The following is a 26299-nucleotide window of genomic DNA, read 5'->3' on the forward strand; positions in this document are numbered from 1 at the left end:
ATGACACATCGTCATCACCAAGCATCCTCCCTCGATAGGGTGTCGAGGATCTCCAAGGCGTGGACAGGGGTGGAAGCATGAGCAAGCTGCACGTGGGGTACGTCCGCAAAGCGATCGACGAGCGGTTCACCGGCCTCATCGACATGGCGGACAAGGCCCGGGCTTCGGAGACGAAGCAGCGAGAGGCCTTCCTCAGCCGAGGGCTCGCAGCGCTCGCCGTGCAGATCGAGCACCCCTGTCCCGATCGTGTCGCGGCGCTCAGCGTCTTCGATGGCGAGGACGACCGCGGTCTCGACTCCATCGCCGTGGAGCTGAGGTCGGCCCAGCCGAGGATCTGCCTGGTGCAGGCAAAGTGGAGCGACCAGGCCAAAGGCAGCTTCGGCGAGTCCGAGGTCGACCGGATGTTCCGGGGCCTGAACATGATGCTCGACCGCCGGTACTCGAAGTTCAACAGCCGGTTCCAGCCGTTCGTCCCCGACATCGAGCGCGCCTACGAGTCCGGCACCCCTAAGATCACCCTGGTCCTCGCGCTCGTCCGGACCGCGCCGCTCGACCCGGGCATCCGCGATCTCATCGAGGAGAAGATCGCGGAGTTCAACGAGGTCGAGGAGATGGTCGACTACAAGGTCCTGGACCTGCGCGACTTCCACCGTGCCATCCTTGGCGACGCGGCTGCCCCGCAGATCAACACCAGGGTCCGCCTGGACGGCTTCATCCAGGAGTCGACCCCGTACAAGGCCCTGTACGGAACCATGACAGCGCCGGACCTGGCGGACCTCTACGGCGAGCACCGGCGTGGTCTCTTCGCCCGCAACATCCGCGACAACCTCGACCTGACCGATGTCAACATCAAGATCAGGAACACCTTGCTGGAGCAGCCGGAGCACTTCTGGTACTTCAGCAACGGCATCACCATGCTCTGCGAGACGATCAGGCCCATCGGCAAGTCGGTCCCAGGCAAGGTCGGTGACTTCCAGCTCACCGGGGTCAGTGTGGTCAACGGCGCACAGACGGTCAGCGCTATCCACCGGGCGTACACCGCGAACCCAGATTCCGCCCAGTTCGGCAGGGTCATGGTCCGGCTGATCTCGCTGGAGGACTGCCCACCGGGCTTCGGCGACCAGGTCACCACGACCACGAACACGCAGAACCCGATCGAGGAGCGCGACTTCAAGTCGCTCGATCAGGCCCAGGTCCAGCTCCGTGACGACTTCGCCCTGATGCTGCACCTCAGCTATGTGATCAAGCGCGGGGAGGCGCTGCCGGAGCCCGAGCACGGCTGCTCGATGACGGAGGCGGCCGAAGCCCTGGCGGCCACAAGTCCGAACGCCGAACTCGCGGCGGCGGCGAAGCGCGACCAGAACCTCGCCGGCCTGTGGGAGGACGACACCTACCAGGAGATCTTCGGCCCGTCGCCGAACGCCTACCGGGTCTGGCGCTCGGTCCAGCTCCTCCGCGCGGTGCGAGCCCGGCTCCAGGAGCTCCGCGACGGACTCCTGTGGCGGGCGGACGCTGCCGCCTTCCACGGCGATCTGCTGGTCACGCACATCGTCTTCCGCAGCCTGAACACGCGGTCAATCGAGGACCCCGACTTCTACTGGCCGAACGAGCTCAAGAAGGTCCCCGATCTGGTACGGGACGCCCTCGCCTGGTCACTCTCCGCGATCGACCAGGAGTACGGGAAGTCCAGCCACATCATCGCCGCGGTGCGGAACACGGAACGGATCGAGCGCGTCGTCCGGGCCGCGCTCCGGGGGCTGGACTCCGGCAAGGACGCGCCGCCCCTGGGCGACGACTACCAGGTCACCGAGGTCGAGACGCGCGGACGGCAGGTGAACGCTGTCACCACGCTGATCGCGAACGGCCGCATCGCGGAGGGCGCGGTACTGGAGTACCGGCCCTACAGCAAGCCCGAGCGCCGCGACATGGCCGAATGGCTGGCCGCGGACCCCAAGCGGTCGCTGGCATCCTGGAGCAACGACAACGGCCGCTACCCACTGCAGTGGCATGCGGACGGCGAGTGGTACTCGCCCAGCGGTCTCGCCAAGGAGATGCGTAAGCAGGCGTCCGGAGTGACGTCGTCCGTACAAGGCACCCTCCGCTGGTTTGTTCCCGGTGAGGGGTCCCTGGACGACCTGGCGCTGGCCGTGCGGCTGGAGGCAGGCCTGAACGTGGGGGACGAGCCGACCGACGGCTGATCGTCGGACCGTGAGGCGGAGGCAGTGACGCGCCGCTGCCGGACGGCGCACCCCGGGGATTGTCAGTGCCTCGCTGTAGTCTCGCGCAGCGGCGTCGGCAGGCAGCCCCGCCTCCTGACGGGAACCACCGTTGGGGGTGCCCTGGCGGCCGTAGGATTCGCAGGTGGCGGTTGTGATCGCGCACGCGCGGACCTGCCCGACCGGGACACCGCCCCGCACCACCGAGCACAAGGAAGAAGAGCAGCACGCCGATGGAGGAACTGACCTTGGACCTGGACATCCCGCGGCAGCCCGGGGACAGCGCGGAGCCTGCGGCGGAGGACACCCAGCCCCAGGTCACGGCCCTGGAAGAGGGCCAGGTCGTCGACTACATCAGCGGTGTCGCGATCAAGGAGACGGCGAAGGAGAAGGTGCGCCAGCGCATCGCCCGGGCTCTCGTCCACGAGCATGGTATCGACCCCCACGACATGGCCCGCGACTTTTCCGTCACGGTGAGTGAGGAAGGCGCCACGCGCAAGCGGACGAAGAAGGCCGACATCGCGATCTTCGAGTCCGGGATGCCGCACACCACGGCGAACCTGCGCCGGGTCGTCGTCTGCAAGCAGGAGCCCAAGCGCGGCAAGAACGTCGTGAAGATCCGCGAGCCCGAGCAGGCGGAGAAGGACCTAGCCGAGCTCCAGGAGCTGATGGGCAACGAGGACCGGCCCAAGTGCGTGGACGGTATGTGGACGGACGGCGTCGACTTCTTCTTCCTCAAGAAGGTGGTCGGCGACTTCGGCGTGACCTTCGAGGACCGCAGCGACTGGGAGATTGCCGACGGGACCATCGGCAGCCGGACCGTCGCCTCGCACCAGCGGCTGCGCCAGGCCGACCCGGAAATGCTCAAGATCGCCTTCCGGCGCTGCCACAACTACATCCACGGCAACGAGGGAATGCCGAAGGACGCCGCCTTCTGGCAGTTCCTCTATCTGCTGTTCTCCAAGATGTACGACGAGCGGGTCAGCCGCGGCACCGGGCGAGGCCGGTTCCGTACCGGTCTGAAAGAGATGTTCGACAAGGACGGACGGGCCGCCATCAGCGCCCGTGTCAAGGAGCTCTTCGAGGACGTCAAGACCGAGTACAAGGACGTCTTCAAGCCCAGCGACGAGATCACCCTGTCCGACCGGGCGCTCGCCTTCATCGTCAGTGAGCTCGCCCCGTACGACCTGACCGGCACCGATGTCGACGCCAAGGGCATCGCCTACCAGGAACTCGTTGGCACCAACCTGCGCGGCGACCGGGGCCAGTACTTCACCCCGCGCGGCGCGGTCAACCTGATGGTGGAGATGCTCGATCCCCAGGAGGACGAGACGGTTCTCGACCCGACCTGCGGTACCGGAGGCTTCCTCCAGGCCACACTCAAGCACCTGCGCGACAGCTGGAAGAAGGAAGCCGGCACCTTCGGCTTCCCCGACACCGAGGAGGAGCGCGAGCGCTACGGCGACCGGCTCAAGGCGTACGCGGAGAAGCACCTGGTCGGCGCTGACTTCGACCCGTTCCTGGTACGCGCGACAACCATGGCGATCATGACGCTCGCGCAGACCACGGGCAATGTCTTCCACATGGACTCCCTCGCCTTCCCGCGCGGGCACCTCTCCGGCGTGGAGCAGGCTAAGAAGAAGATCCCGCTCGGCGAGACCGTCGATGTACTGCTGACCAACCCGCCGTTCGGGGCGGACATCCCGGTCAGCGACGAGTCGGTCCTCGGTTCGTTCCGCGACGGCATCGCCAAGTCGTGGGGACGGAACAAGGAGACCGGCGAGGTCGAGGCGAGCACCACCAGCACGCCGGCGAGCATGGCGCCGGAGCAGCTGTTCATCCAGCGGGCCATCGAGTGGGTAAAGCCCGGCGGGCGGATCGGCATCGTCCTGCCCAACGGCATCTTGTCGAACCCCGGGCCGACCGACGAGGCGATCCGCCGGTACATCCTGGAGCACTGCTGGGTGCTCGCGAGCGTCGAGCTCCCGGTGGAAACGTTCGTCGTCGACGCCAACGTCAACATCCTCACCACGCTCCTCTTCCTGAAGCGAAAGACTGAGCAGGAAGTGCGCAACTGCCGGTTGGGGACAGAGAAGTCGTACCCGGTCTTCATGGCGGTCGCCGAGAAGGTCGGCTTCGACCGGCGCGGCAACGACCTGTACAAGCGCGAGCCCAACGGGGACATCGTCGTGGAGACAGAGGTCGTGATGGAGCGGCTCCGTATCCGGGGCAAGGAGGTAACTCGGCCGCTGCGGCGCAGCAAGCCGGTCATCGACAACGACCTGCCGGTGATCGCCGAGAAGTACCGGGAGTTCCGGGCCAAGCATCCGATGCCGGGCGTGGACGCGCGCAAGGTCACGGGGGCGGGCGCGTGAAGATCGCGAACCCTTCCAACCCGGTGATGTCCAGCTGGCTCGCGGAGCAAGGGTTGAGGCTGGATGCGTCGCCGTATGTCGCGGGTTCGATGAAGACTAAGAAGCTGCTGGAGCGGATCCCGAAGTCCGAGCCTCTGGCAAGTCTGGCTGCCGGGCACAACGGCGGGATCTTCAGCGGGCCCATGTTCCGGAGGATCTACCTCACGGACCCCGAGCACAGTGTGCCGTTCCTCGGTACGAAGGACATGATGGCGGCCGACCTCACCGGGTTGCCCCGGCTACGGAAGACGGACGCCGAGTCGCCCGCTTTGTCGAACCTCCGGCTCAAACCCGGGATGACGCTAATTTCACGCTCGGGCTTCAATGCTGGCAGACGGGCTTACGTCCGACCCGACATGGGTGACTGCTGGGCTTCGGAAGACATTGTCAAGGTCGAGCCCGACCCGAAGAAGATCAAGTCCGGGTATCTGTACGCCTTCCTCCTCAGCCGCTTCGGCGAGTCGCTCGTACGCGGGTCGGTGTACGGGTCGGCGGTGAAGCACATCGAGCCGCACCACATCGCGGGGCTTCCGGTGCCGCGGTTCGGCGAGGAGGTCGAGGGCCGGATCCATCGGCTTGTGGAGCACAGCGCTCGACTGCGGGCTCGGCACCAGGAGCAGCTCGTCGCAGCGACGCAGGACTTCTTCGACAGCAACGGGCTACCCGAGCTGAATGAGCTGCGATGGCACCAACAGGAGCGGGATCTCGGCTTCGAGGTCGCAAGTGTGGGGTCAGTCTCCCTACGAGCATTGAACTTCGCGCCAAGGGCACAGCGATTGATTGAGAAGTTGAGAGCGGTGCCCGGCCGATCACTCGGCGCGATCTGTGAGGGCGGCACCCTCAGGACAGGCGCCCGATTCAAGCGAATCGACAGCGACCCAGGGCATGGTGTCCGCCTCATCGGCCAGCGTCAGTCCTTCTGGCTCCGCCCTGAGGGGCGCTGGATCAATGAAGCGCAGGCTCCCGACGACATTCGCCTCAAGGACGAGACGATCCTGGTCGCGGCACGTGGAACTCTGGGCGAGAACGAGGTGTACAGCCGTTCCATCTTCGTCACCGGATCGTGGCTGAAGCACGCCTACAGCCAGGACTACGTCCGCGTCCTCAGTGGCGACCCAGAAGTATCTGGCGCCTACTTGTTTGCCTTCTTCAGGTCGGAAGCAGCCTTCCGGGCGCTGCGTTCCTTCAGTGTCGGGGGCAAGCAGCAGGAGTATCACCCTCGGTTCCTGCGCGAACTGCACATCCCCCTCGCACCCCCCGCTGACCGCGCCCGCATCGCTGCCACCGTCCGCTACGCCTACCAGTGCCGCGACCGCGCCGACGTCCTCGAAGATAAGGCCCTCGCGCTGCTCACCACCGCCATCGAGGAGGCCGCTGGCTGATGGGTGCCAGGATCGTTGCAGTTGGGGAGGCCGTCAACGATGCCGAGCGGAGGGTGATCGCGCACCTGCGTGATCACGCCCCCGACGACTGGACGGTCCTGCACTCCGTCGAGATTCCGCACCACCGGAACGAGCTGTTCGAGGTCGACCTCGTCGTGGTCACCGGGCACGCCGTGTACGTCATCGACGTCAAGGGGGCCCGGGGCCGCATCGAGGTCGACGGCCGGAAGTGGCACCCGTCCCGCCGGGCCCCGTTCCGCTCCCCGCTGCCGAAGCTTCGCGGGCACGCCAAGCATCTGAAGACGATCCTGGAGACGGCTCACCGGCAACTGTCCCGGCTCTACACCGACGCGCTCGTGGTGCTGCCCGCGCCGGACGCCCTGCTCGTCGACCGCACACCCCGGCATCTGGACGCCCGCGACACCGTGAAGCTGCCCGACCTGATCGGGCGGCTCGCGGACGTGAGCCGTGTCCCCACCTCCACCAACCGGTTCGACACGGACATCTCCGCCCACCACGAGCTGATCGTGCGTACGGTCCAGGGGGCATCCCGTCCGCCGTCCGGTCCGCTGCAGTTCGGTAGCTGGGAGGTGATAGAGCGGCTTGGCGAGACCGCGCCCGAGGAGAGCAGCGACGGCATCCACCGCGAGTACCGGGCCAAGAACGCCATCGCGCCGCAGGGTTCGGGCACGGTCCGGCTGTCCGTCCGCAAGGCCGACCCGTACGCCCCGGAGGCCGAGCGGCTGCTGCAGCAGAAGCGGATCGGCATCGCGTACGAGGCACTCGGCAAACTGCCCCCACACCCGAACATCGTCGGGGTGCGGGACTTCTTCCCCGATGACGACGAGGGCGTCTTCGTCACCGTCTACGACGACGTGCCCGGACACGCGCTGGCCCTGCATCTGACGGGGGCCGCCGACCCGTTGACCACGGACGCGAAACTGCGCACGATCCGGCACATCCTGATGGGCCTCGCGCACACGCACCACCGGCACATCGCGCACCGGGAGCTGAACCCGTCGACGGTTCTGATCGCCCAGGACGGCCGGGCGATGTTGACCGGATTCGAGTACGCGAAGACGGCGCAGCGGCGCGCTCACACCGTGGGGCAGGAGGCGCACCAGATCGCCGACCGCGCGTATCTGGCGCCCGAGTGCCACGCCGACCCGTCCGCTATGGGTATGAAGGCCGACATCTACGCCGTCGGCGTCATCGGCTACCAGCTCCTCACCGGCGAGCTGCCCTTCTCCTCGGCTACCGAGCAGGCCGACGCTGCCGGACGGCTGCCGGCCAGCGGGCTCGAAGCGGCACAGGTACGCGTGGAGCTGGCCCACTGGCTGCAGAAGCTGTGCGCGACGGATCCGGCGGGTCGGCCCACCGCCGTCGAGGCGCTGCGGCGGCTCGACCTCGTCATGGGCGGGCGGAACGCCCCGGCCAAACGCATCGGCTCGTCCTCCGCCTCCGGGTCTCCGGCCGCTGCCGCCGCGCAGCAGGCACCGGACGCCCCGCGGGGCCCGGAGTTCTTCCGGGACCTGCCGGCCGACTTCCAGCTCGGCACGAAGTACCTGGTGCGCAACCGGCTCGGCCGTCCTGGTTCGTTCGGTGTGGCCTACCGGGTGTACGACACGATAAGGAGTGTCGACCGGGCGGTGAAGCTGGTCCTGCGGGATCGGGACTCCGTCCTGGAGCGGCTGCGCCGCGAGGCGGACGTCCTGCAGCGGCTCCAGGACGCGCGGCACCCCAATGTGGTGGCGATGGTCGACGCGGACCGGCTGCTGCCGCCGGACGAGTACCCGTACCTGGTCTTCGAGTTCGTCGACGGCAAGGACGTGGCCGAGGTGATCCGAGGCGGGCGGATGGGAGCGGCGGACGTCCTGCGGCTCGCGGTCGACACGGCCCGCGGATTGCGGCACATCCACGAGCGCGGGGTGTGGCACTGTGACATAAAGCCGAGCAATCTGCTGTGGACCGACGACGGCGTCAAGCTGATCGACTTCGGGATCGCGAAGACCGCGGACTCCTCCGAGGGGCACACCTACACCAGCCCGCGCTACACCCCGCCCGACCTGGACCAGGTCCCCGCCGACGGCCCCGGGTACACCGACCGTGACCTGTTCGGTCTCGGCGTCACCCTGTACGAGGCGCTGACCGGCGGGCAGTACCCCTGGGATGGCGTCGGCCAGCCGTCGCCGGGCGTGCGTCCGCTCGACCCGCGCACCGAGTACAGCGGGTTCAGTGATCTGTCGCCCGGTTTCGCCGAGACCCTGCTGCGCATGATCTCCCCTTACCGGGGCGAGCGGTTCACCACCGCCGAAGAGCTCCTGGGCGCGCTGGAGGCGCTGGAGTCCGTGCGCGTAGCCACCGCGTCGGCACCGGTGCCGACGCTCGGTCAGAAGCCGCCCGCGTCGCCGACCACCGGAGGCGACGTCCGGGGCGGCCCGCCCGAACCGAACAGCAACCCGTTCGTCGCGCACCTGCAGACGCTCTACAGCCAGAGCCGGCGCAGCAACCGGGGCACCCGTGGCCTAGACCCGCACGCCATGTCCGTGTACGTCGAGACGGCCCTGGACCGGGAGCTCGTCCCCGCGCTCCGCGCGGGACGGCACGCGCTGGTCGTAGTCACCGGCAACGCGGGCGACGGCAAGACCGCTTTCCTGGAGAGCTTCGAGAGGCAGGCCCGCGACCTCGGCGCCGAGTTCGGGCCAGCCCGTCCCAACGGTACCGATTTCACGCTGGCCGGGCACCGCTTCCGCACGAATCACGACGGAAGTCAGGACGAAGGCGAAACCAGCGGCGACGACGTCCTGGAGGCGTTCTTCGCGCCGTTCGCCGGGACCGACGAGTCGTCCTGGCAGGTCCAGGGCGAGACCCGGCTGATCGCCATCAACGAGGGCCGCCTGGTCGACTTCCTCAGCCACCACCATGATCGCTTCCCGCACCTCGCCAAGCTGGCGAACCTCGGTCTCGCAGGGAACGCCACTGGGCAGTCGGTCGCCGTCGTCAACCTCAACGCGCGTGATGTCGCCGCCCGCCCGCTCGGTGCCGACGGGAAACCGCAGGACGGGGAGTCGCTCCTGGAGCGGATGCTGGACCGGATGACAAGCGACCGCTTCTGGGAGGACTGCGAGAGCTGCGACCTCGCCGCCGTCTGCTACGCCCGGCACAACGCCCAGACTTTTCAGCACCCTGCCGCCGGCCCCCAGGCCAAGCGGCGCCTGCGGCGCGTTTACGAACTGACCCAGCTGCGCGGAAAGCTTCACATCACGCTGCGCGACCTGCGCTCCGCGCTCGCCTACACGCTCACCTCAGGCCGCGACTGCGCCGAGATCCACCATCTGTACGCGGCCGGTGAGTCCCAGCAGATCCTGGACAGCTTCTATTTCTCCGCGCACCTGGGATCCCCGCCCGCCGCCGACGGCTCCCCGCGTGAACGAGACCGGCTGCTCTCCCTGCTGCGGGAGGCCGACGTGGCGGCGGTGCCCCAGCCGCAGCTGGACCGGCGGCTCGACTACGCCGGACTCCTTGAGGACGGGGCGCTGGTCACCGTCGACGGGCGCGGAGACCGCGACCGTGTCCTGCTCCGCCAGGAGTTCGCGCAGCTCGGCCGGTCGGCCACCGAGCGTGCTTCCCAGGCTGCCGCTCACCGCCGGTACGTGGACGCGGCCCGCCGACTGCTCTACTTCGAGCTCCACGACGAGGAGCGGGCCGAGCGGATGCTCCCCTACCCCTCGGTTCTACGGTTCATGGAGCTGCTCTCCCGCGCCACCAAAGCGGGCACCGGGGAACGGGACGCCATCCTGCGGGCGCTCAACCGCGGTGAAGGACTCGTCGCCCCGGAGCGCATCGGGGACGCCCTCGCGCTGAAAGTGCGGGACGTACCCGGCGGCACCATCCGCAGCTTCCGCCGGTTCCCGGCCGAGGGCTTCCGGCTGGAACCCGGCGCCGCACCGGCCTCCCCGTACATCGAGTCCGGGCGCACCTCGCTGCGTCTCAGCTACCGGGATCCGGCCGGTAATCAGGGCGGCACGGCCGAACTGGACATTCGACTCGACCTGTTCGAGCTGCTGCGGCGCTTCGAGCGCGGCTACCGGCCCTCGGTCGCCGACCTGCAGGGGCAGCAGCTCGCCCTCGCCGTCTTCAAAAACCGGCTGGCGGCCGTCCCGTACCAGGAAGTCCTTCTCACCACGCACGGCCATGACCTGCGGCGGATCCACCGTACCGAGGACTCCGTATTGCACATGGAAGAACTGACGGCAACGGCCGACCACGGTGACGGGGCCGGCCCGCACGCCGCCGGGGTGGAGGAGACGACATGGCGCTGACCGCATCCCTGGGAACGTTCCACCACCCGGGCATCAGCCGAATCGACTACAAGGCGCTGGACATGGACCGCGTCCTCACCGCGCTCCTGGCCCGCCTGTGGCACGGCGGAATGCCCAGCAAGATCAGCCGGGCGAACACGCTCGACGTTGACGTGTTCGTCAAACTGTTCCTGCAGCACCCGGAGGTCTTCGACGGCTTCGACAGGGAGACCACCACCCGCTGGACATCCACCCACCTCCTGGACCTGGTCAACCGTGGGAAGGCGACCGAGGCTGTGGCGAGCCCCCGGCCGCTACACGGCTTCACCTACCGCTTCCGCAACAGTCGCAAGTCGCGCCCGTACGGGGCCGACGAGCAGCTGTACGAGATGCTCGCGGAGAACGAGGGGGCGCTGAAGGAGCTCCGTGAGTTCTTCTTCTCGGACGTGGACCGTTCCACCGGCGAGATCACTCCCGGCCCGGGCACCGACGTGGAGACGCAGGCGCTGCTGCACCTCGTACAGCAGGCCGGCAAGCAGATGCAGGACCGTCCCGACACCAGCAAGCCCCGCAAGCGATACCCGCCGCTGTGCGCCGAACCGGCACAGCAGCTGTGCCAGGACGTCATGCGGCTGCTATACCACCAGGACCACATGCCTCGCACCGTCCTCGTGGACTACCTGAAGATCCTCTTCGCCTTTCACTTGTCCCTATACCACCTGCGGATGATGAAGCTGCTACCCGCGGTCGTCGAAGCCGGCACGGGCTCTGCCGCCTGCCGCAAGGGACACCCGGGAGAGGAGACCGCGGACCGCTGCCCGTACCGGGCGCGGCTCTTCCTCGATGTCGAAGGGATTCCCGGCACCCCGGCCGCCGCGCTGGCCGAGCACAGCGCGGAGATCTGGTACCGGCAGATCTCGCGTTTCATCCAGGCCACCTACCAAGTGAAGAAGCTGGACGAGTTCTCCGAGCATCTGGCGGTCAAGACCACCAAGCTCAGCCACCCGGCCGGTCGGAATTACTTCACCCCGGAAGAAGCCCTGCAGCGGCTCGGCAAGTCGTACACCAAGGACCGCGACGCCTTCTTCCTCCAGCGGGTCAACCGCGTGCGGGACGAAGAAGAGGACCTGCCCGCCGAGCTGAAGCAGATCACCCAGCTCAAGCTCTCCCCCTTCGACGAGTACATCGAGATGCTGATGCACTACCGGGGGCGCTACTACCGCGGCTACTTCATCGACTGCCTCGATTCGATGCTCCTCAAGCACCGTCCCGGCGCGCTGCTCGCGCAGCCCCGCGGCGGACGTTCCGGCGGCAGCGGCACTGCGCGCCGGTTCGTCCTCGACGCCCGCCTTCTCGAAGTGCTCCTTCAGGTGTCGCTGCTCAGGGAGGGCGACGACGGGTCGGGGAACCTCAGGACCGCGCCCATGCGGGTGGACGAGTTCCTTGCCCTATTGCGCGACCGGTACGGGCTCTACATCGATCAGCTGCCGGACACCGACGGCTTCTCCGGCGCGCACCTGGACGAGCAAGCAACGCTGCGCGCCAACGCCGCGGCATTCCTGAACCGGCTCCGTGAGATCGGCTACTACCAGGACATGTCCGACGCCTATCTGACACAGACCATCACCCCCCGGTACACCATCGGAACCGAGGCAACGACGGGAGCGGGGGCCTGATGAGCGCCACCGGACTGACAGAGATCACGGCCAAGGACCTCCGCGAGGCTCTGGAAGGCGTGCTCGTGCCCGGGCTCGCCAAACTGGTCGGGGAGCGGGCGGCCGGCCACTGCATGCGGGTCACCGAGGTGGAGGCCGAGCTGGCGGCACCCCTGGTGCGCCGGTTGCGCGGAGCGCTCGGCCCGGCGGCCACCGTGTGTGTCCTCGGAACCGCGGAGGACCTCAACCCTGACCACCCGTTCCACGATGTGACTGTCACCAGCACCAAGCTGGTCGAGCTCCGCAACCGCACCGAAGGCGACGGCGTGCTGCCCGGTCCGCTCCTCGTCTTCGTGCCGCCGGGCACCCGGGTGAGTGCCGAGGACTCCTTCGGTATCGCGACCTTCGAGGAGGTACCGCTGGGCGACGCGTACGGTCAGCTTGCCGAACATTTGCTGCAGCAGGTGCCGGACCGGCTGCGCCGGGGAGTGGACGAGCTGCTCGCCGCCCTCCGTCGCAATGCCGACCGCCGGCTGAGCGACCGCACGGTCGCGTCCTACCTACTGACGCTCCAGATCAACGGCTTCCGTGAGCGAGTCGCCGGCGCAGCGGTCTACCACTTCGGGCTCGTCCCCGACTTCGACCTCTACGCCGACCCCACCCTGGTGAAGGACCGGGCTGAGCGGAACCGGGGGCTGGTCGACAGGCTGACCTCGTCGAACCGTTCCGAACGCCAGCGGGTTCTCGACCTCGGTCTCAACGACGCGGACTTCGCCGCCAAGCTCGCCGGATTCGCCACCCGCTGCGGCCTGGAGGATCCGGTGGCCTGGACGCGCCGCATCGTCGTCGACCGGGAGAACTGGGGGCTCTCCTTCGGGAACTGGCGTATCGACGAGCGGCGGCAGGTCACCGTCTCCATCGACGTCCGCGAGCTCGGCCTGCCAGCCGCCGGTGACAACGCCGAGGAGCAGCACACCTATCCGGCGCTCCAGGCCATGGTGGGCCAGCCCTACCTTCTCGCCGGAGAGAAGGGCGTTCGCGAGTTGACGGCCCGTTTCACGGTCGAGCCCTCTCCGCTCAAGGTGGACGGGCTCGAACGCTTCCGGGTGGAGATCGTCTCGGAGAGCGGCGGCCCTATCGGACGGATCGCCCATGTCGCCAAGGGAACACGGGCGAAGCCCGAGTACAAGGCCCCGCTGCGCAATCTGAACAAGATCGACTGGGAGGAGGGGTGGCACTACGTCCGTGTCACCCCGCTCGACGCCTCGGGCGACCCCCTCGACGTCGCCCCCGGCGCCCACGATCTGCCCGGCGGTGAGAGCGAGCGCTTCTACGTCATCCCCGACGCCGAGACCGAGGAGCCGCCGGAGCGCAGCGCCGGCCGTCACGACGGAGTCGCGCAGGCGCTCCGGTCCCTGCAGTTCGAAGCCCTCGCCACTGGGGACGACCCGGCTCGCGTCACGCTCACCGACATCCGGTGGAAGACGTCGTCCCTGCGCAGCCCCCAGCGTGCCCTGAACGCCAGAATCCGGCCTGCGGGAAGCGCCGAGATCCGTCTCTCCCCGCTGCTCGTGCAGGCCCAGCAGGATCTGCTCGCGCGCCCCGAGGACACCTCCTTGCGCCACCTCGTACTCCACCCCAACGGCACGGCTGAAATGCCCGGCACCGATGACGGCGACCTGGCCGAGGTGCTCGGCGGGCGAGCGGCCGAGATGTACGACGCCTTCCTCGTCGCACGCGGCGCCTATTTCGCCGCCGTCAGCGGTCGACGTGACGGCGCGGAAAAGCCGGTCGATCTCCTGGTCAGCGAGGCCGTCGACTTCGAGCACGTACGCGATGAACTCGTCGCCTACGCCGAGGCGTACGCCGAACTGGTGGAGGCCCAGTCGCTCCAGGCCGAACGGGCCGGCGACGACGCCCGGGGTGCCGCGCTCGTGGCACTGGCCCGGATCCAGCAGATCGACTGTGTGGCCGCCGCCCTCACCGACGGCCTCGGCCGTCGTGACACCGTCCTGCTCGTCTCCCCCACCCACCCGCTGCGCGCCCTCTGGCTGGCCGGCTGGTCGGCCATGGGCTTGGAATGGACTGGGCGGCTCGCCGGCTCGGACAAGCGCCGCGTCATCGCCGCACGCGACTCCCTGCTCGAAGCTCTCTCCCCGCTGGGGTTCCCCTTCGCCGTCCCGCGCCAGGACGGACGCCTCATGGCCGCCGCGGACAACCTCACCCCGTACTGGGGAGCCTATCTCCCCAGCGAGACGGCCGACCCCCGGGGCCTGCTGGGCCGGCTCGCCGCCGCACTGCACCTGCCGACCACCGCTTCCCGCGCCGCCAACGGGGTCGGCGCACTGTCCGGGACGGCGCTGGCCGACCGCATGGAGCGCTACGTCCGCCTCCATCCGTACGTCCGGACCCTCGTCATGAACGTCGTCAACGCCGGCCGGGCCGAGGTCGTCGCCGACGCGCTTCTCGAACTCCAGCGGCGTCCCGCCACCCGCGAGCTCACGTACGACATCCGGCTGTGCGTCACCGACCCGGAAGCGCCGGAGACCGGGGCGGCCCTGGGCGAGTTGCTCAGCCCTCAGATCCAGATCTCCTCCGCCGAGGCGGAGGCCTTCCTCCACACCGCGGGTGGCACCCGGAACGCGAAACTCGTCTACTCCGTGCGCTCCGTGGCGGAGTTCAGTGAACTGTCCGCCGAGTTCGACGCCCACCTGACCGTCCTCATCGACGCCTTCGGCGGCGAACAGCACAGCTCCGTCGGGCGTCACGACATCGTGCACGCTCCGGTCCACGGGCTCGTCCAGACTACGTCCGCCACCTACGAGGACACCGAGCAGCAGATCGTCTGGCGGACGGTTCCACGCCATGGGGCCGCTCTGCCCACGGAGGACGCCGAGGATCTCGCCACGCTCCTGAGCCGCCTGCCCGGCCTGCTCGCCGGTGCAGCCGCCAACGTCGCCACCGCCGGTCAGGCACCCCGCAATGTGCCCTGCACCGTTCTCTCCCTCGACAACGACGACCGTGCCCTGCTCTACCAGGCCCACCGGATCGGTGACTGGGTCGTGACCATCGACCGCACCCTCGGGCTCGAGTACTTCGACCACGCCCCCCGACGCGACCGGCCCGAGTACGTCATCGACTACGCACCGCCGCTCGACAGCAGCCTCGGTCACCAGATCATGGTCAGCTCGAACTCGGTCGACGAACTGCGCAACCTGCTGGGCCCCACCGCCGAGCAGCACGGGATCGACGTGGAGCAGCGCCATCTCAACACCTTCTTCGAGCAACTGCGCCTGCTCTCCGGAAACCTCGCCTTCAAGTTGGCCTCCACCGCCCCCAACCAGCGGACCGAGGTCCTCGGCCTCTCCCTGGCCCGTCTCTACCTCGACTACCAGGACGCGCTCCACAATCAAGTGGTCGTCCCACTCGACGCTCATCCCGAGCTGTACACCGAAGCCCGCCGCCAGTCCCGCGAACTCGGCGAGGCTCTCTCCTTTCAGCGCAGTGACCTCGGCCTATTCCACCTCGACGCACAACGGCGGACGATCACCTGCCGACTCGTCGAGGTCAAGTGCTACACGGCACTCGACGACATCGGCGCCTACCAGCGCCTCAAGACGAAGGTCGCCCAGCAGCTGCGGCAGAGCGAGACCATCCTCGCCGAGTCCTTCGACCCGGACCGCTCCACTCCGGACAGGGTGGACCGCCCGGTGAAGAACCTCGCCCTGGGCTTGATGCTCCGCTTCTATCTGGAGCGGGCGGCACGCCACGGCACCGTGGGCCACGCGCCCCGCGCTGCGGCACACGCCCTCCTCGACAGCCTCGACGACGGCTACCGGCTCGAATTCACCCGCACCGGACTGATCTTCGATCTCGCGCGGAGTGGAACCGATCGCGAGCACGAGAACGGAGTGGAGTACCACCGGATCGGCAAGGACCTGGTCACTGAACTGATCGACGCAATCCCCACCGTGCGGCCGGGTGCCCCCGTGGACGCGCCCGTCGAAGGTGGCGCCGAGGAAGGGCCGGAGGCGGACGGCACGGCCACCGCTCCCACCCTAGCGCTGCTGCAACTGGCGGTTCCGCGCCTCCCCGACGCGGAATTCCGTGCACCCGACATGGCGAGCATTCCGGAGTCGGAGGATGGCCCCGCAAGCGAGGGAAAGGCGGTGCCCTTCACCGACGAGGCTAGCGCGGCACCCAAGGCAGATGAAGCTTCCGCACCTACCTCCGCTGAACGGAGGGGTCATAACAACAACCCGGATTCGGAGGAGTCCACACCTGGCATCGAAGCGGGTGCGCCCGTACCCGCCATCCGTGACCAGGCCCCCCTGGACACCGTCCTCGACCAGCGCGGCTTCCACAATGCTCCAACCGTCGACGCCCGGCCCTCCCCCGTTACTCCGGCCATGACCTTTCACGGAACACTCCCCGAAATCTTCCTCGGTGTCACTCGTCCGTCCGCGCAGCACGGCGTGCTCGGCGAAGTGGCTGGCCGGAAGGTCGCTGTCGACCTTGATGAGACCCACACCATCAGCCTCTTCGGCGTACAAGGAGGTGGCAAGAGCTACACCCTGGGCAGCATCATCGAGATGGCCACATTGCCCACCCCGCCTATCAACGCACTCCCACACCCCCTGGCGACCGTGGTGTTCCATTACAGCCGGACCATGGACTACGCCCCGGAATTCACCTCCATGGCTCGGCCGAACGACGACAGCGCACAGCTCGATGTGCTCAAGGAGCGCTACGGGGCCGAACCCCAGGCCCTGACGGATGTCCTGCTGCTCGCCCCTTCCGATCAAGTGGCCGAGCGCCGGCAGGAGTTCCCCGGTATCGAGGTTCAGCCGCTGGCATTCTCCTCTAGCGAGCTCCAGGTGTCTCACTGGCGCTTCCTCATGGGCGCGGTCGGTAACCAGTCGACGTACATCCGACAGCTCACCCGCATCATGCGGGCCAACCGCAACAACCTGAGCCTCGCCGTTATCCGGGAAGGAGTTGCCAACTCCGGTATGCCGGATCACGTCAAGCAGCTCGCCCAGGAGCGACTGAACCTCGCCGAGGATTACATCGACGACAGCGCCCACCTCACCAAGCTGATCCGCCCCGGCCGCCTGATCATCGTGGACCTTCGCGACGAGTACATCGAGAAGGATGAGGCCCTCGGCCTCTTCGTCGTCCTCATGCAACTCTTCGCCGAGGCCCGAGGCGAAGAGGAGCACTTCAACAAGTTGGTCGTATTCGATGAGGCCCACAAATACATCGACAGTCCCGACCTCGTCGCCGGTCTAGTCGAGACCGTCCGCGAGATGCGGCACAAGGGAATGAGCATCCTGGTTGCCAGCCAGGATCCTCCTTCCGTGCCGATCTCCCTGATTGAACTTTCCGACCACGTCATTCTGCATAAGTTCACCTCGCCGGCCTGGCTGAAGCACCTCCAGAAGGCGAACACCGCCTTTGCCGGGTTGCGCTCGGAGCAGATGGCACAGCTCCAACCTGGCGAGGCGTACGTGTGGTCGAGTAAGGCCACCGACCCCGCCTTCACCAACGGTGCCTTGCGCATCCGGTGTCGCCCCCGGGTGACGATGCACGGAGGTGGGACCAAGACTGCGGGAGGTAGCAGGTGACGTGTGTTGGCGCACGCCGCTCAATGGGTACGGCCAAGCCCTCCAGCTGGTGGTTATAGCCGAGCTACCTTCCGATGCGCGCGGCGGCATAGAGGCAGAGAATCCCCGGTTACCTAACCAGGGATTCTCTGGATGCTGCTTCCTCCACCACCACGTCCGGCCCGTCCTTCGAAAGGCACCCTCGCGACGAAGAACACGCATAAACCACGTGCGGCATCAAAGTCCATGAGCGCATCACGCTGCCGCGTAGCTGGCGCGGAACAGGTCCTGGGCGCGCTCCAGATCCGGCTCGGCGCGCAGCCGTACCCTCTGGTCACCCGTCCCATAGTGGCCGAGGCCCGTCACGTCCCTGGGGCCCACCTGATCCTGAGAACGGTCGTCACAGTGTGGAAGGAGCGGCAGGACGCGTAACCAGAAAAGGCGATGGAATGGCCTGGCGAAGCCCTTGCCACCGCCTACCCACACCCGGGCCGCTCTCTGGACACGATCGACTCGCTTGGAAGGCTACGTCTTCTGCTGACGCAGGCAGGAGAAGGCACCACATGTCCCTGCGAGCGAATCTGTTCCGAGCACGAGTCGTTGGCAGCCAGGACTGACAACATTCGTCCGTCGGTCACGGTCTCCCGGGAGGGCAGGCAGTGGAGCGTCGCTCTCTGACGAGCGCCGGCCGACATTACTTGGCCCCCCGGCACATACCCTCCCGGCGGGTTTCGCCTGCGGAAAGCCTAGGCAGCCCCTCCGCAACCCCCGCCCACGCAAGCGCAGGAAACCCCGGCCGCCAGGCGAAAGCCAAGCCCTCCCCCACAGTCTCGCGTGACGTTCACGGAGCAGCTGCTGCAAGAGCTCGCGGAGGCCGACGGCCGGATCGTCAAGAGCGGCAGTGGCCTGGACTTGGAGAAGTGGCCGTCCCGCGTCGCCGCGACACGCAGGTCCGGAAGGACCCCGGAGACGAAGAAGTTGTACGGAGGTTGGTGCCGTGACGGGTATGAAATCAAGTTCGCCGACATCCCCGCCTGGCGTCTGGCCGCTCTCAAACCCGTCCCCGTGCCCTCGCGGCTCGCGCGGCCGCACGCGGCGGTCCAGGCCATGCAAAACGGAACCCAGCCGATGGTCCTGACCAAGCCCGTCCAGGGACGTGCCCTCAGGCTTATCCAGGCGCTGATCATCGCACCGAGAATGAAGGGCACTCCAGTCCACAGGACAGACCGGCTCCGCACCCCCGTCGCATCGCCGCCACAGTGCGTCTCCCCACTTCACCATCACCGTACAGGGCCAGACGGTGGGGTTCCTCGTCCTCCAGGAACAGGACCGGACCGAGCACGTCGCCACCGAGAAGGAACTCGCCGAGGCCAAGAAGAACCGGATCAGGGGTTCCCCGCTTCGATTACACCCGTCCGAATGCCTCCGCTTCGTCCTCAGCGGCGGCCAACCGCACCGGGCAAGCGAATGGACCGACACCCCCGACCGACCCCTCGAAGACCAGCTCGCCGAGGTCGCACAGGAGGTCACCCTTCGCAGCGAAGCCGCCGAACGCAGACGTCTCGACGAGATCGAAGCAGCGCGTCAGAAGCGCATCCGCCGGGAAGCCGCCATGGAAGATGCGCGCGTCCAGTACACCGAGGCGTACCGCGTAAGGCACTTCGAGGCGCAGGAAGCGGCATGGCGCCACGCCACCCGACTGACGGAGTACGTGAGCACCGTACGTACCCGGGTCGAGGCCATGCCCCCAGGCCAGACCAGGACCGAAGCCGAAGCATGGATCAACTGGGCAGCAGCCCGCGTAGAGCGCCTCGGGCACCGGAGCCCCTACGGCCCCTGACACTGCACCCGCCCGACACCCCGTCCAGCATCACGGAACGTCACCACCGAGAGGGGCGGGGGCGAGGATGGGCCGCCGCCTCACCAGCCGGCACCCCGACCCTTCGAGGGGCCCCTGTCGTCCGGCCGAAACTCCGCCCGGCGGCCGCCAAGCCTCATGACGCCCCGTCAAAACACTGCGTCGTTCGTGCGTCAAACATGCGTCAAGATATCGCACGTACCGCACGTACCGCCCATAGTGCACACGACGTAAAAGCCCAGGTCAGGCGTCCTGCTTGACCGGCCTCAGGATCGCCACGCACTCCACGTGGTGCGTCATCGGGAAGAGGTCGAACGCCCGCAGCAGGGTCGGGGCGTAGCCCGCCTCCTGGAAGTAGGCGAGGTCGCGGGCCAAGGCGGCCGGGTCGCAGGCCACGTAGGCGATGCGGCGGGGGCCGAGGGCCGCGACGCGGTCGACGATGCGGCGGCCCGCGCCCGCCCGGGGCGGGTCGAGGACGACCAGGTCCGCCTCCGTGATGCCCGTGCGCGGCAGGACGTCCTCCACCTTGCCGTGCTCCACGCGGACCCGGTCCAGGTCCTCGAGGTTGTGGCGGGCGTCCTCCACCGCGCGCTTGCCGGACTCGATGCCCAGCACCGCGCCGTTGGCGCCCACCCGCTCCGCCAGCGCCCCCGCGAACAGCCCCACGCCGCAGTACAGGTCCAGCGCCATGTCGCCCTTGCGCGGCATCAGGCCCCGCATCACCGCGTCCACCAGCAGATCCGCCGCCTTCGGGTGGACCTGCCAGAAGCCGCCCTCGCCGACGCGCCACGTGCGGTCGGCGGCGCGCTCGCGGACGAACGGGCGGCCGTGCACCCGGTGCACGGACCCGGTCCTCTCGTTCACCCGCAGCACCGACACCGGCTTGTCCAGCTCCACGATCGGCAGCCGCCCGCCCGGCCTCGGCGTGAGCACGACCTGCCGGTCGTGGGAACCCGTGGCAGCGATCGCCTCGACCGAGGCGATCTGCGGCCACTCCCGCTTCTCGATGCCGAGCTCGCTCACGCCCGGCGCCGCGATCATGCAGTGGTCGATCCGCTCCACCTCGTGGGAGCGGTGGCGGCGCAGGCCCGCGTGGCCCTCGGCGTCCACCGCGTACTGCACCCGGGTGCGCCACGCCGGCACCTCGCCCTTGGCGACCTTGTCGCCCGGGGCCGGCTCCACCGTGCCGTCCCAGCCCGCCTCGGCGGGGCCGAGCTTCGCCAGCCGGCGCAGCTGCTCCTCGATGACCGAGGCCTTCAGCCGCCGCTGCGCGCCCGGCGCCGCGTGCTGCCAGTCGCAGCCGCCGCACTTCCCGGGGCCGGCGAACGGGCACGGGGCCGCCACCCGCTCCTTGGACGCCTCCAGCACCGTCACGGCGTCCGCCCGCAGGAAGCGGGACTCCTCGTCGCCCTCGGTCACCCGGGCGACGACGCGCTCACCGGGCAGTGCGTGCCGGACGAAGAGCACCCGGCCGCCGGGCGTGCGGGCGATGCAGTGGCCGCCATGGGCGACGGGGCCGATCTCGACCTCGTACTCCTCGCCGACCAGCGACGCGGGGGAATTCTCGGACACGGCGGCGGGGCTCCTGAGCTGGGGGTCGGGCGGCGCGGCCTACGGCCACGGACAGCAGCCGTCCAGTCTACGCTGCCCCGGCCCGCCGCCGCGCCGCCCGGTCGGAGCCCCTCACTTCTTCAGCGTCGCGCCGTCCTTCTCGTTCGGCGGCGTCGACCCCACGCCCGTCAGCCCGCGCCGCACCTGGCCCGGCGCGTTCCACTCGGCCTGCTTGCGCGCCCGCTGCCGCGCCACCTCGGAGGACTGCAGCTGGTACGGCACCGAGGTGACCATCACGCCCGGGGTGAACAGCAACCGCCCCTTGAGCCGCAGCGCGCTCTGGTTGTGCAGCAGATGCTCGTACCAGTGCCCCACCACGTACTCCGGGATGAAGACGCTCACCGCGTCCCGCGGGCTCTCCCGGCGCAGCCGCTTGACGTAGTCGATGACCGGCCGGGTGATCTCGCGGTACGGCGAGTCCAGCACCTTGAGCGGCACATCGATGCCGCGCCGCTCCCACTCCTCCTTGAGCGCCCGGGTCTCCTCGCGGTCGACGCCGATGGTGAGCGCCTCCAGCTTGTCCGAGCGCATCAGCTTGGCGTAGGCCAGGGCCCGCAGCGTCGGCCGGTGGATCTTGGAGACCAGGACGATGGAGTGCACCCGGGAGGGGCGGACGGTGTCGTCCCCCGGCTCGTCGGGGGCGGCGATCTCCTCGGCCACCCGGTCGTAGTGGCGGCGGATCGCGCTCATGGTGACGTAGAAGATCACCATGCCCAGCAGGGCGACCCACGCGCCGTGCGTGAACTTGGTGACCAGCACCACGACCAGCACCAGGCCGGTGAAGAACGCGCCGAAGGTGTTGATCGCCCGGGAGCGGATCATGTGGCGGCGCTTGGCCGGGTCGCGCTCGGTCCGCAGATGGCGGTTCCAGTGCCGCACCATGCCGGTCTGGCTGAGGGTGAACGACACGAAGACGCCGACGATGTAGAGCTGGATCAGCCTGGTCGAGTCCGCGCCGTAGACGTAGACGAGTATGGCGGCGGCGCCGGCCAGCAGCACGATGCCGTTGGAGAAGGCGAGCCGGTCGCCACGCGTGTGCAGCTGGCGCGGCAGATAGCGGTCCTGGGCCAGGATCGAGCCGAGCAGCGGGAAGCCGTTGTACGCGGTGTTGGCGGCCAGGAAGAGCACCAGGGCCGTCGCCGCGGCGAGGAAGATGAACGGCAGCGAGCCGTCGCCGAAGACGGCGGCGGCGACCTGCGAGATCACCGGGTTCTGGGTGTAGTCGTCACCGACCGGCACACCGTTGCGCAGCAGGTCGTGGGCGGGCTTCTCGGCCATCTTGACGTCGGTCGCCATGGCCAGGCCGATGATGCCGCAGAACATGGTGACGGCGAGGGCGCCCATCAGCAGCAGCGTGGTCGCGGCGTTCCGGCTCTTGGGCTTGCGGAACGCCGGCACGCCGTTGCTGATCGCCTCGACGCCGGTGAGCGCGGCACAGCCGGAGGAGAAGGCCCGCAGCAGCAGGAAGACCAGGGCGAACCCGGCGAGGCCGGTGTGCTCGGCCTGGATTTCGAGATCGGCGGTGGGGGCGCGCATGTCGTCGCCGAGGATCACGCCGCGGACCACGCCCCAGCCGATGAGGGCGAAGACGCCCACCACGAAGCAGTAGGTGGGGATGGCGAAGAGCTTGCCGGACTCGCGGACGCCACGCAGGTTCATCACGGTGAGCAGCACGATGATGGAAACCGCGCAGAGCGTCTTGTGCTCGACGAAGAACGGGACGGCCGAGCCGAGGTTCTCCACTCCGGAGGAGATCGACACGGCGACGGTGAGCACGTAGTCCACCAGCAGGGCGCTGGCGACGGTGAGCCCGGCCTTGGGCCCGAGGTTGGTGTTGGCCACCTCGTAGTCGCCGCCACCGCTGGGGTACGCGTGGACGTTCTGCCGGTACGAGGCCACCACCGTGAACATCAGCACCACGACCGCGACCGCGATCCATGGGCTGTACTGGTACGCCGACGCGCCCGCGATCGACAGCACGAGCAACACCTCGCCCGGCGCGTACGCCACGGACGAGAGTGGGTCGGACGCGAAGACGGGCAGAGCGATGCGCTTCGGGAGGAGGGTTTCCCCCAGCTTGTCACTGCGCAACGCCCGGCCGATCAGAATCCGTTTGGGCAGGTCGGTCAGTTTGGGCACGCAGAGGATCGTAAGCGCTCGGTATGTCGGGAGCCCACTCCACCACCCCCTGGGCCCGGAAACGGGTGCCCCGGGGCCCCGGGACAGGGCCCCGGGACGGCCGCTCCAGGCCATGGCCATGGCCGCTGCCGGGCGCCCGCGACGAGCGCCTCCGGGCCCCGGAAGCGACCGCTCCGCGGTGCGCGGGGGGTCCCCGGGGGCACCGTCCGTGTGTAGCTTGGGCGGCGGTCTGAGACCCTGTAAAGCCTGAGACAAAACTATTGACATCCGGAAGGACGGTCGTGCACATCGTCATCATGGGTTGCGGCAGAGTGGGCTCCGCTCTCGCCCAGACCCTGGAGCAGCAGGGGCATACGGTCGCCGTCGTCGACCAGGACCCCACCGCCTTCCGCCGCCTCGGCTCCGGGTTCGGCGGCCGCCGGGTGACCGGCGTCGGCTTCGACCAGGACACGTTGCGCGAGGCGGGGATCGAGGAAGCCGGCGCGTTCGCCGCGGTGAGCAGCGGCGACAATTCGAACATCATTGCGGCTCGGGTGGCGCGGGAGATGTTCGGCGTCGAGAACGTCGCCGCCCGTATCTACGACCCCCGGCGCGCCGAGGTCTACCAGCGCCTGGGGATTCCCACGGTGGCCACCGTGCGCTGGACCGCGGACCAGATGCTGCGGCGGCTGCTGCCGTCCGGCGCCGAGCCGCTGTGGCGCGACCCGAGCGGCGTCGTGCAGCTCGCCGAGGTGCACGCCTCCCCCGCCTGGGTCGGCCACAAGGTCAGCACGATGCAGGAGGAGACCGGTGTGCGGGTCGCGTTCCTCACCCGCTTGGGCGAGGCGATGCTGCCGACGTCGCAGACCGTGCTCCAGGAGGGCGACCTCGTGCACGTGATGATGCGCACGGACGAGATCGAGAAGGTCGAGGCGGCGTTCGCCGAGGGCCCCGAGGAAGGAACGCACGCGTGAGGGTCGCAATCGCGGGAGCCGGCGCGGTCGGGCGTTCGATCGCCGGTGAGCTGCTGGAGAACGGGCACGAAGTGCTGCTCATCGACAAGGCGCCCACCGCCATCTCCGTGGAGCGGGTGCCCCAGGCGGAGTGGCTGCTGGCGGACGCCTGCGAGATCACCTCGCTGGACGAGGCGGCGCTGCAGCGCTGCAACGTGGTCATCGCGGCCACCGGTGACGACAAGGTGAACCTGGTCGTCTCGCTGCTGGCCAAGACGGAGTACGGGGTGCCGCGGGTCGTCGCCCGGGTCAACAACCCCAAGAACGAGTGGCTCTTCAACGAGTCCTGGGGCGTGGATGTCGCGGTGTCCACGCCGCGTCTGATGTCGGCGCTGGTCGAGGAGGCCGTGAGCGTCGGCGACCTGGTGCGGCTGCTGCGCTTCAGCCAGGGCGACGCCAACCTCGTGGAGCTCACGCTGCCGCCGGAGGCGGCGCTGGCGGGCACCCGGGTCGGCGACGTGGACTGGCCGGAGGACACCTCGCTGGTCACCATCATCCGGGGCAAGCGGGTGCTCACCCCGACCCGGGAGGACGCGCTGGAGGTGGGCGACGAGCTGCTGTTCGTGGCCGCGCCGGCGCGGGAGGAGCAGCTGGAGGACCTGCTGTCCGTACGGCGCGAGGGCTAGCGCCTCAGCCCGTACGGCACGCGGCGGGCGTCCGCACTGCGCGAGGCTCGCGTCCGTACTGCGTGAGGCCGCGTCCGTACGGTACGAGGGCCCGCGGCGGCCCCGTACGACGCGAGGCCCGGGAACCGGCTGAGGTTCCCGGGCCTCCGTGCGTTCGAAGAAGCGTCTCAGTCCGCCGTGGCGGACGGTCCCCCCTGGGCGAGCCGCGCCCGCTCCCGCTCGGCCTTCTCCGCCCTCTCTGCCTTCTCGGCCTTCTCCGCCGCCTCCTGTGCCTCCATCTCGGCGAAGACATCGATCGGCGGCGGCGCCTTGGCGAGGAAGAGCCAGGTGAGATAGACCGCCAGGAGCAGCGGCGGGAACTTGAGGGCGATGGTGATCCAGCCGAACTGCGTGGTGTCCGCCCACCAGTACAGCGGGAACAGGATCGCCGCCTTGCCCAGCAGGATCAGCCCCCAGGCGTAGCTGGCCTTGGTGTAGGCCCGCTTGCGGCCGGGGTTGCGGGTGCGCCAGGAGAGGTTCTCCTTGAACACCGGCCCGAGGATCAGGCCGATCAGCGGCACCCCGGCCATCGCGGTCACGATGTAGGCGACGGCCAGCCCCAGGGAGTAGATCATCCCCGGCAGGTAGAAGTCCTTGGCCTCACCGGTCATCATCGCGAAGACCACGCCGAAGACGACGCCGAAGACACCGCTGAAGGCGTGCTTCAGGGTGTCCTTGCGGATCAGCCGGGCGACCCCGAGCAGCAGCGACAGCCCGAGGGCGGCGAGGGCCGCGAGGTGGACGTCCGGCTTGACGGTGTAGATGCCCACGAAGAGCAGGCCGGGGAGCGTCGTCTCCGCCAGGCCCCGCAGCCCTCCGAACGCCTCGAAAAGGGCCGCCTGGGTGGCCGGGTCCCGGCCGGGGGCGGCGGCCGCTCCCTCGTCGATTCGCTTGTCGTCTGACGTCACCGACTACTCCTGTCCGACGGGTCGGAGTTCGTACCTGGGGTTGAACAACACCCGTCGGCCGTGGCTCATGGAGATCCGGCCGGAGGCGATGAGCTTGCGGCCCGGTTCTATGCCGGCGATGGAGCGCCGGCCCAGCCAGACGACGTCGAGCGCCGCCGAGCCGTCGAACAGCTCGGCCTCCAGGGCCGGCACGCCGGCCCGGGGCCGCAGGGTGACCGTGCGCAGCGTGCCGGTGACCTTGACGATCTGGCGGTCGTCGCAGTCACAGATCCGCGTGCAGCCCGTCGCCTCGGCGTCCTGCTGGAGCTCGTCGGCGTGCAGCTCCTCCTGTGAGGTGGACAACCGGTCGAGCAACCGGCGGAAACGGCCGGTCGGCTTCTCGGATCGGGGAACAGCACTCATACAGGAAGCCTACCGGTGAGCGGGGCTCCGGATCACGGCCCGCGGCGGGGGTCACCGGATGGGGTCGGGCGGACGCCGTCCGCAGCGGCCCACCGGCGCGCGCCCGGTCCCGTACGGCGGCGGCACCCCGCCCCGGTCCCCGTACGAGCC

Annotated in this window: 13 protein-coding genes and 1 pseudogene; 9 read left to right on the forward strand and 5 right to left on the reverse strand. The window is 68.8% G+C overall.

Going from position 1 to position 26299, the window contains the following annotated elements; translation table 11 throughout:
• Positions 1-77 precede the first annotated feature (77 nt).
• The 6 genes from ACSNOD_RS02080 to mads8 all read left to right on the forward strand — a co-directional run bounded on the left by ACSNOD_RS02080 (position 78) and on the right by mads8 (position 17595).
• Positions 78-2198 carry an AIPR family protein gene (locus ACSNOD_RS02080; protein WP_436764954.1) on the forward strand — a complete coding sequence of 707 codons (2121 nt, stop codon included), beginning with the start codon at positions 78-80 and terminating at the stop codon, positions 2196-2198.
• A 251-nt stretch (positions 2199-2449) separates the two neighbouring features.
• On the forward strand, positions 2450-4591 hold the full coding sequence (gene mads2, locus ACSNOD_RS02085; RefSeq protein WP_436764955.1) for a methylation-associated defense system DNA methyltransferase MAD2: 2142 nt from the start codon (positions 2450-2452) through the stop codon (positions 4589-4591).
• Positions 4588-6012: a methylation-associated defense system restriction endonuclease subunit S MAD5 gene (gene mads5, locus ACSNOD_RS02090; protein ID WP_436764956.1), complete on the forward strand. Its 1425-nt coding sequence runs from the start codon at positions 4588-4590 to the stop codon at positions 6010-6012. Before mads2 ends, mads5 begins: the two co-directional genes overlap by 4 nt.
• Complete coding sequence (mads6, locus tag ACSNOD_RS02095; RefSeq protein ID WP_436764957.1) at positions 6012-10334, forward strand: methylation-associated defense system protein kinase MAD6; 4323 nt, start codon at positions 6012-6014, stop codon at positions 10332-10334. Before mads5 ends, mads6 begins: the two co-directional genes overlap by 1 nt.
• Positions 10325-11989, forward strand: a complete 1665-nt coding sequence (gene mads7 / locus ACSNOD_RS02100; RefSeq protein WP_436764958.1) for a methylation-associated defense system protein MAD7 — start codon at positions 10325-10327, stop codon at positions 11987-11989. The genes mads6 and mads7 overlap by 10 nt, the downstream gene beginning before the upstream one ends.
• Entirely contained in the window at positions 11989-17595 is a 5607-nt protein-coding gene (gene mads8, locus ACSNOD_RS02105; RefSeq protein WP_436764959.1) for a methylation-associated defense system ATP-binding protein MAD8, read from the forward strand. The genes mads7 and mads8 overlap by 1 nt, the downstream gene beginning before the upstream one ends.
• A gap of 234 nt (positions 17596-17829) precedes the next feature.
• Here the strand turns inward: mads8 and ACSNOD_RS02110 are convergent.
• Positions 17830-17946, reverse strand: a pseudogene (locus ACSNOD_RS02110) (transporter); the annotation flags it as partial.
• A gap of 928 nt (positions 17947-18874) precedes the next feature.
• Here ACSNOD_RS02110 and ACSNOD_RS02115 point away from each other — a divergent pair.
• Positions 18875-19414: a hypothetical protein gene (locus tag ACSNOD_RS02115; protein WP_436764960.1), complete on the forward strand. Its 540-nt coding sequence runs from the start codon at positions 18875-18877 to the stop codon at positions 19412-19414.
• Positions 19415-19675: 261 nt separating this feature from the next.
• Here the strand turns inward: ACSNOD_RS02115 and ACSNOD_RS02120 are convergent, their stop codons facing one another.
• Complete coding sequence (locus ACSNOD_RS02120; protein WP_436764961.1) at positions 19676-21004, reverse strand: class I SAM-dependent RNA methyltransferase; 1329 nt, start codon at positions 21002-21004, stop codon at positions 19676-19678.
• A 111-nt stretch (positions 21005-21115) separates the two neighbouring features.
• On the reverse strand, positions 21116-23182 hold the full coding sequence (locus ACSNOD_RS02125; RefSeq protein WP_436764962.1) for an APC family permease: 2067 nt from the start codon (positions 23180-23182) through the stop codon (positions 21116-21118).
• 281 nt (positions 23183-23463) lie between these two features.
• Between ACSNOD_RS02125 and ACSNOD_RS02130 the strand changes: the two genes are divergently transcribed.
• Both ACSNOD_RS02130 and ACSNOD_RS02135 read left to right on the forward strand, forming a co-directional pair.
• The gene (locus tag ACSNOD_RS02130; protein WP_436764963.1) at positions 23464-24135 is read left to right on the forward strand and encodes a potassium channel family protein; all 672 of its coding nucleotides are present in this window, start codon (positions 23464-23466) and stop codon (positions 24133-24135) included.
• Positions 24132-24800, forward strand: coding sequence for a potassium channel family protein (locus ACSNOD_RS02135; RefSeq protein WP_436764964.1), 669 nt, complete (start codon positions 24132-24134; stop codon positions 24798-24800). The genes ACSNOD_RS02130 and ACSNOD_RS02135 overlap by 4 nt, the downstream gene beginning before the upstream one ends.
• A 167-nt stretch (positions 24801-24967) precedes the next feature.
• Here the strand turns inward: ACSNOD_RS02135 and ACSNOD_RS02140 are convergent, their stop codons facing one another.
• Both ACSNOD_RS02140 and ACSNOD_RS02145 read right to left on the reverse strand, forming a co-directional pair.
• A complete protein-coding gene (locus ACSNOD_RS02140) occupies positions 24968-25747 on the reverse strand; it encodes a DUF3159 domain-containing protein (RefSeq protein ID WP_436764965.1) in 780 nt (259 codons plus the stop codon).
• 3 nt (positions 25748-25750) lie between these two features.
• On the reverse strand, positions 25751-26149 hold the full coding sequence (locus ACSNOD_RS02145; RefSeq protein WP_436764966.1) for an OB-fold nucleic acid binding domain-containing protein: 399 nt from the start codon (positions 26147-26149) through the stop codon (positions 25751-25753).
• Between the last annotated feature and the right edge of the window lie 150 nt (positions 26150-26299).

Source organism: Streptomyces sp. URMC 123 (genome assembly GCF_051386515.1).
Taxonomy (GTDB): Bacteria; Actinomycetota; Actinomycetes; order Streptomycetales; family Streptomycetaceae; genus Streptomyces.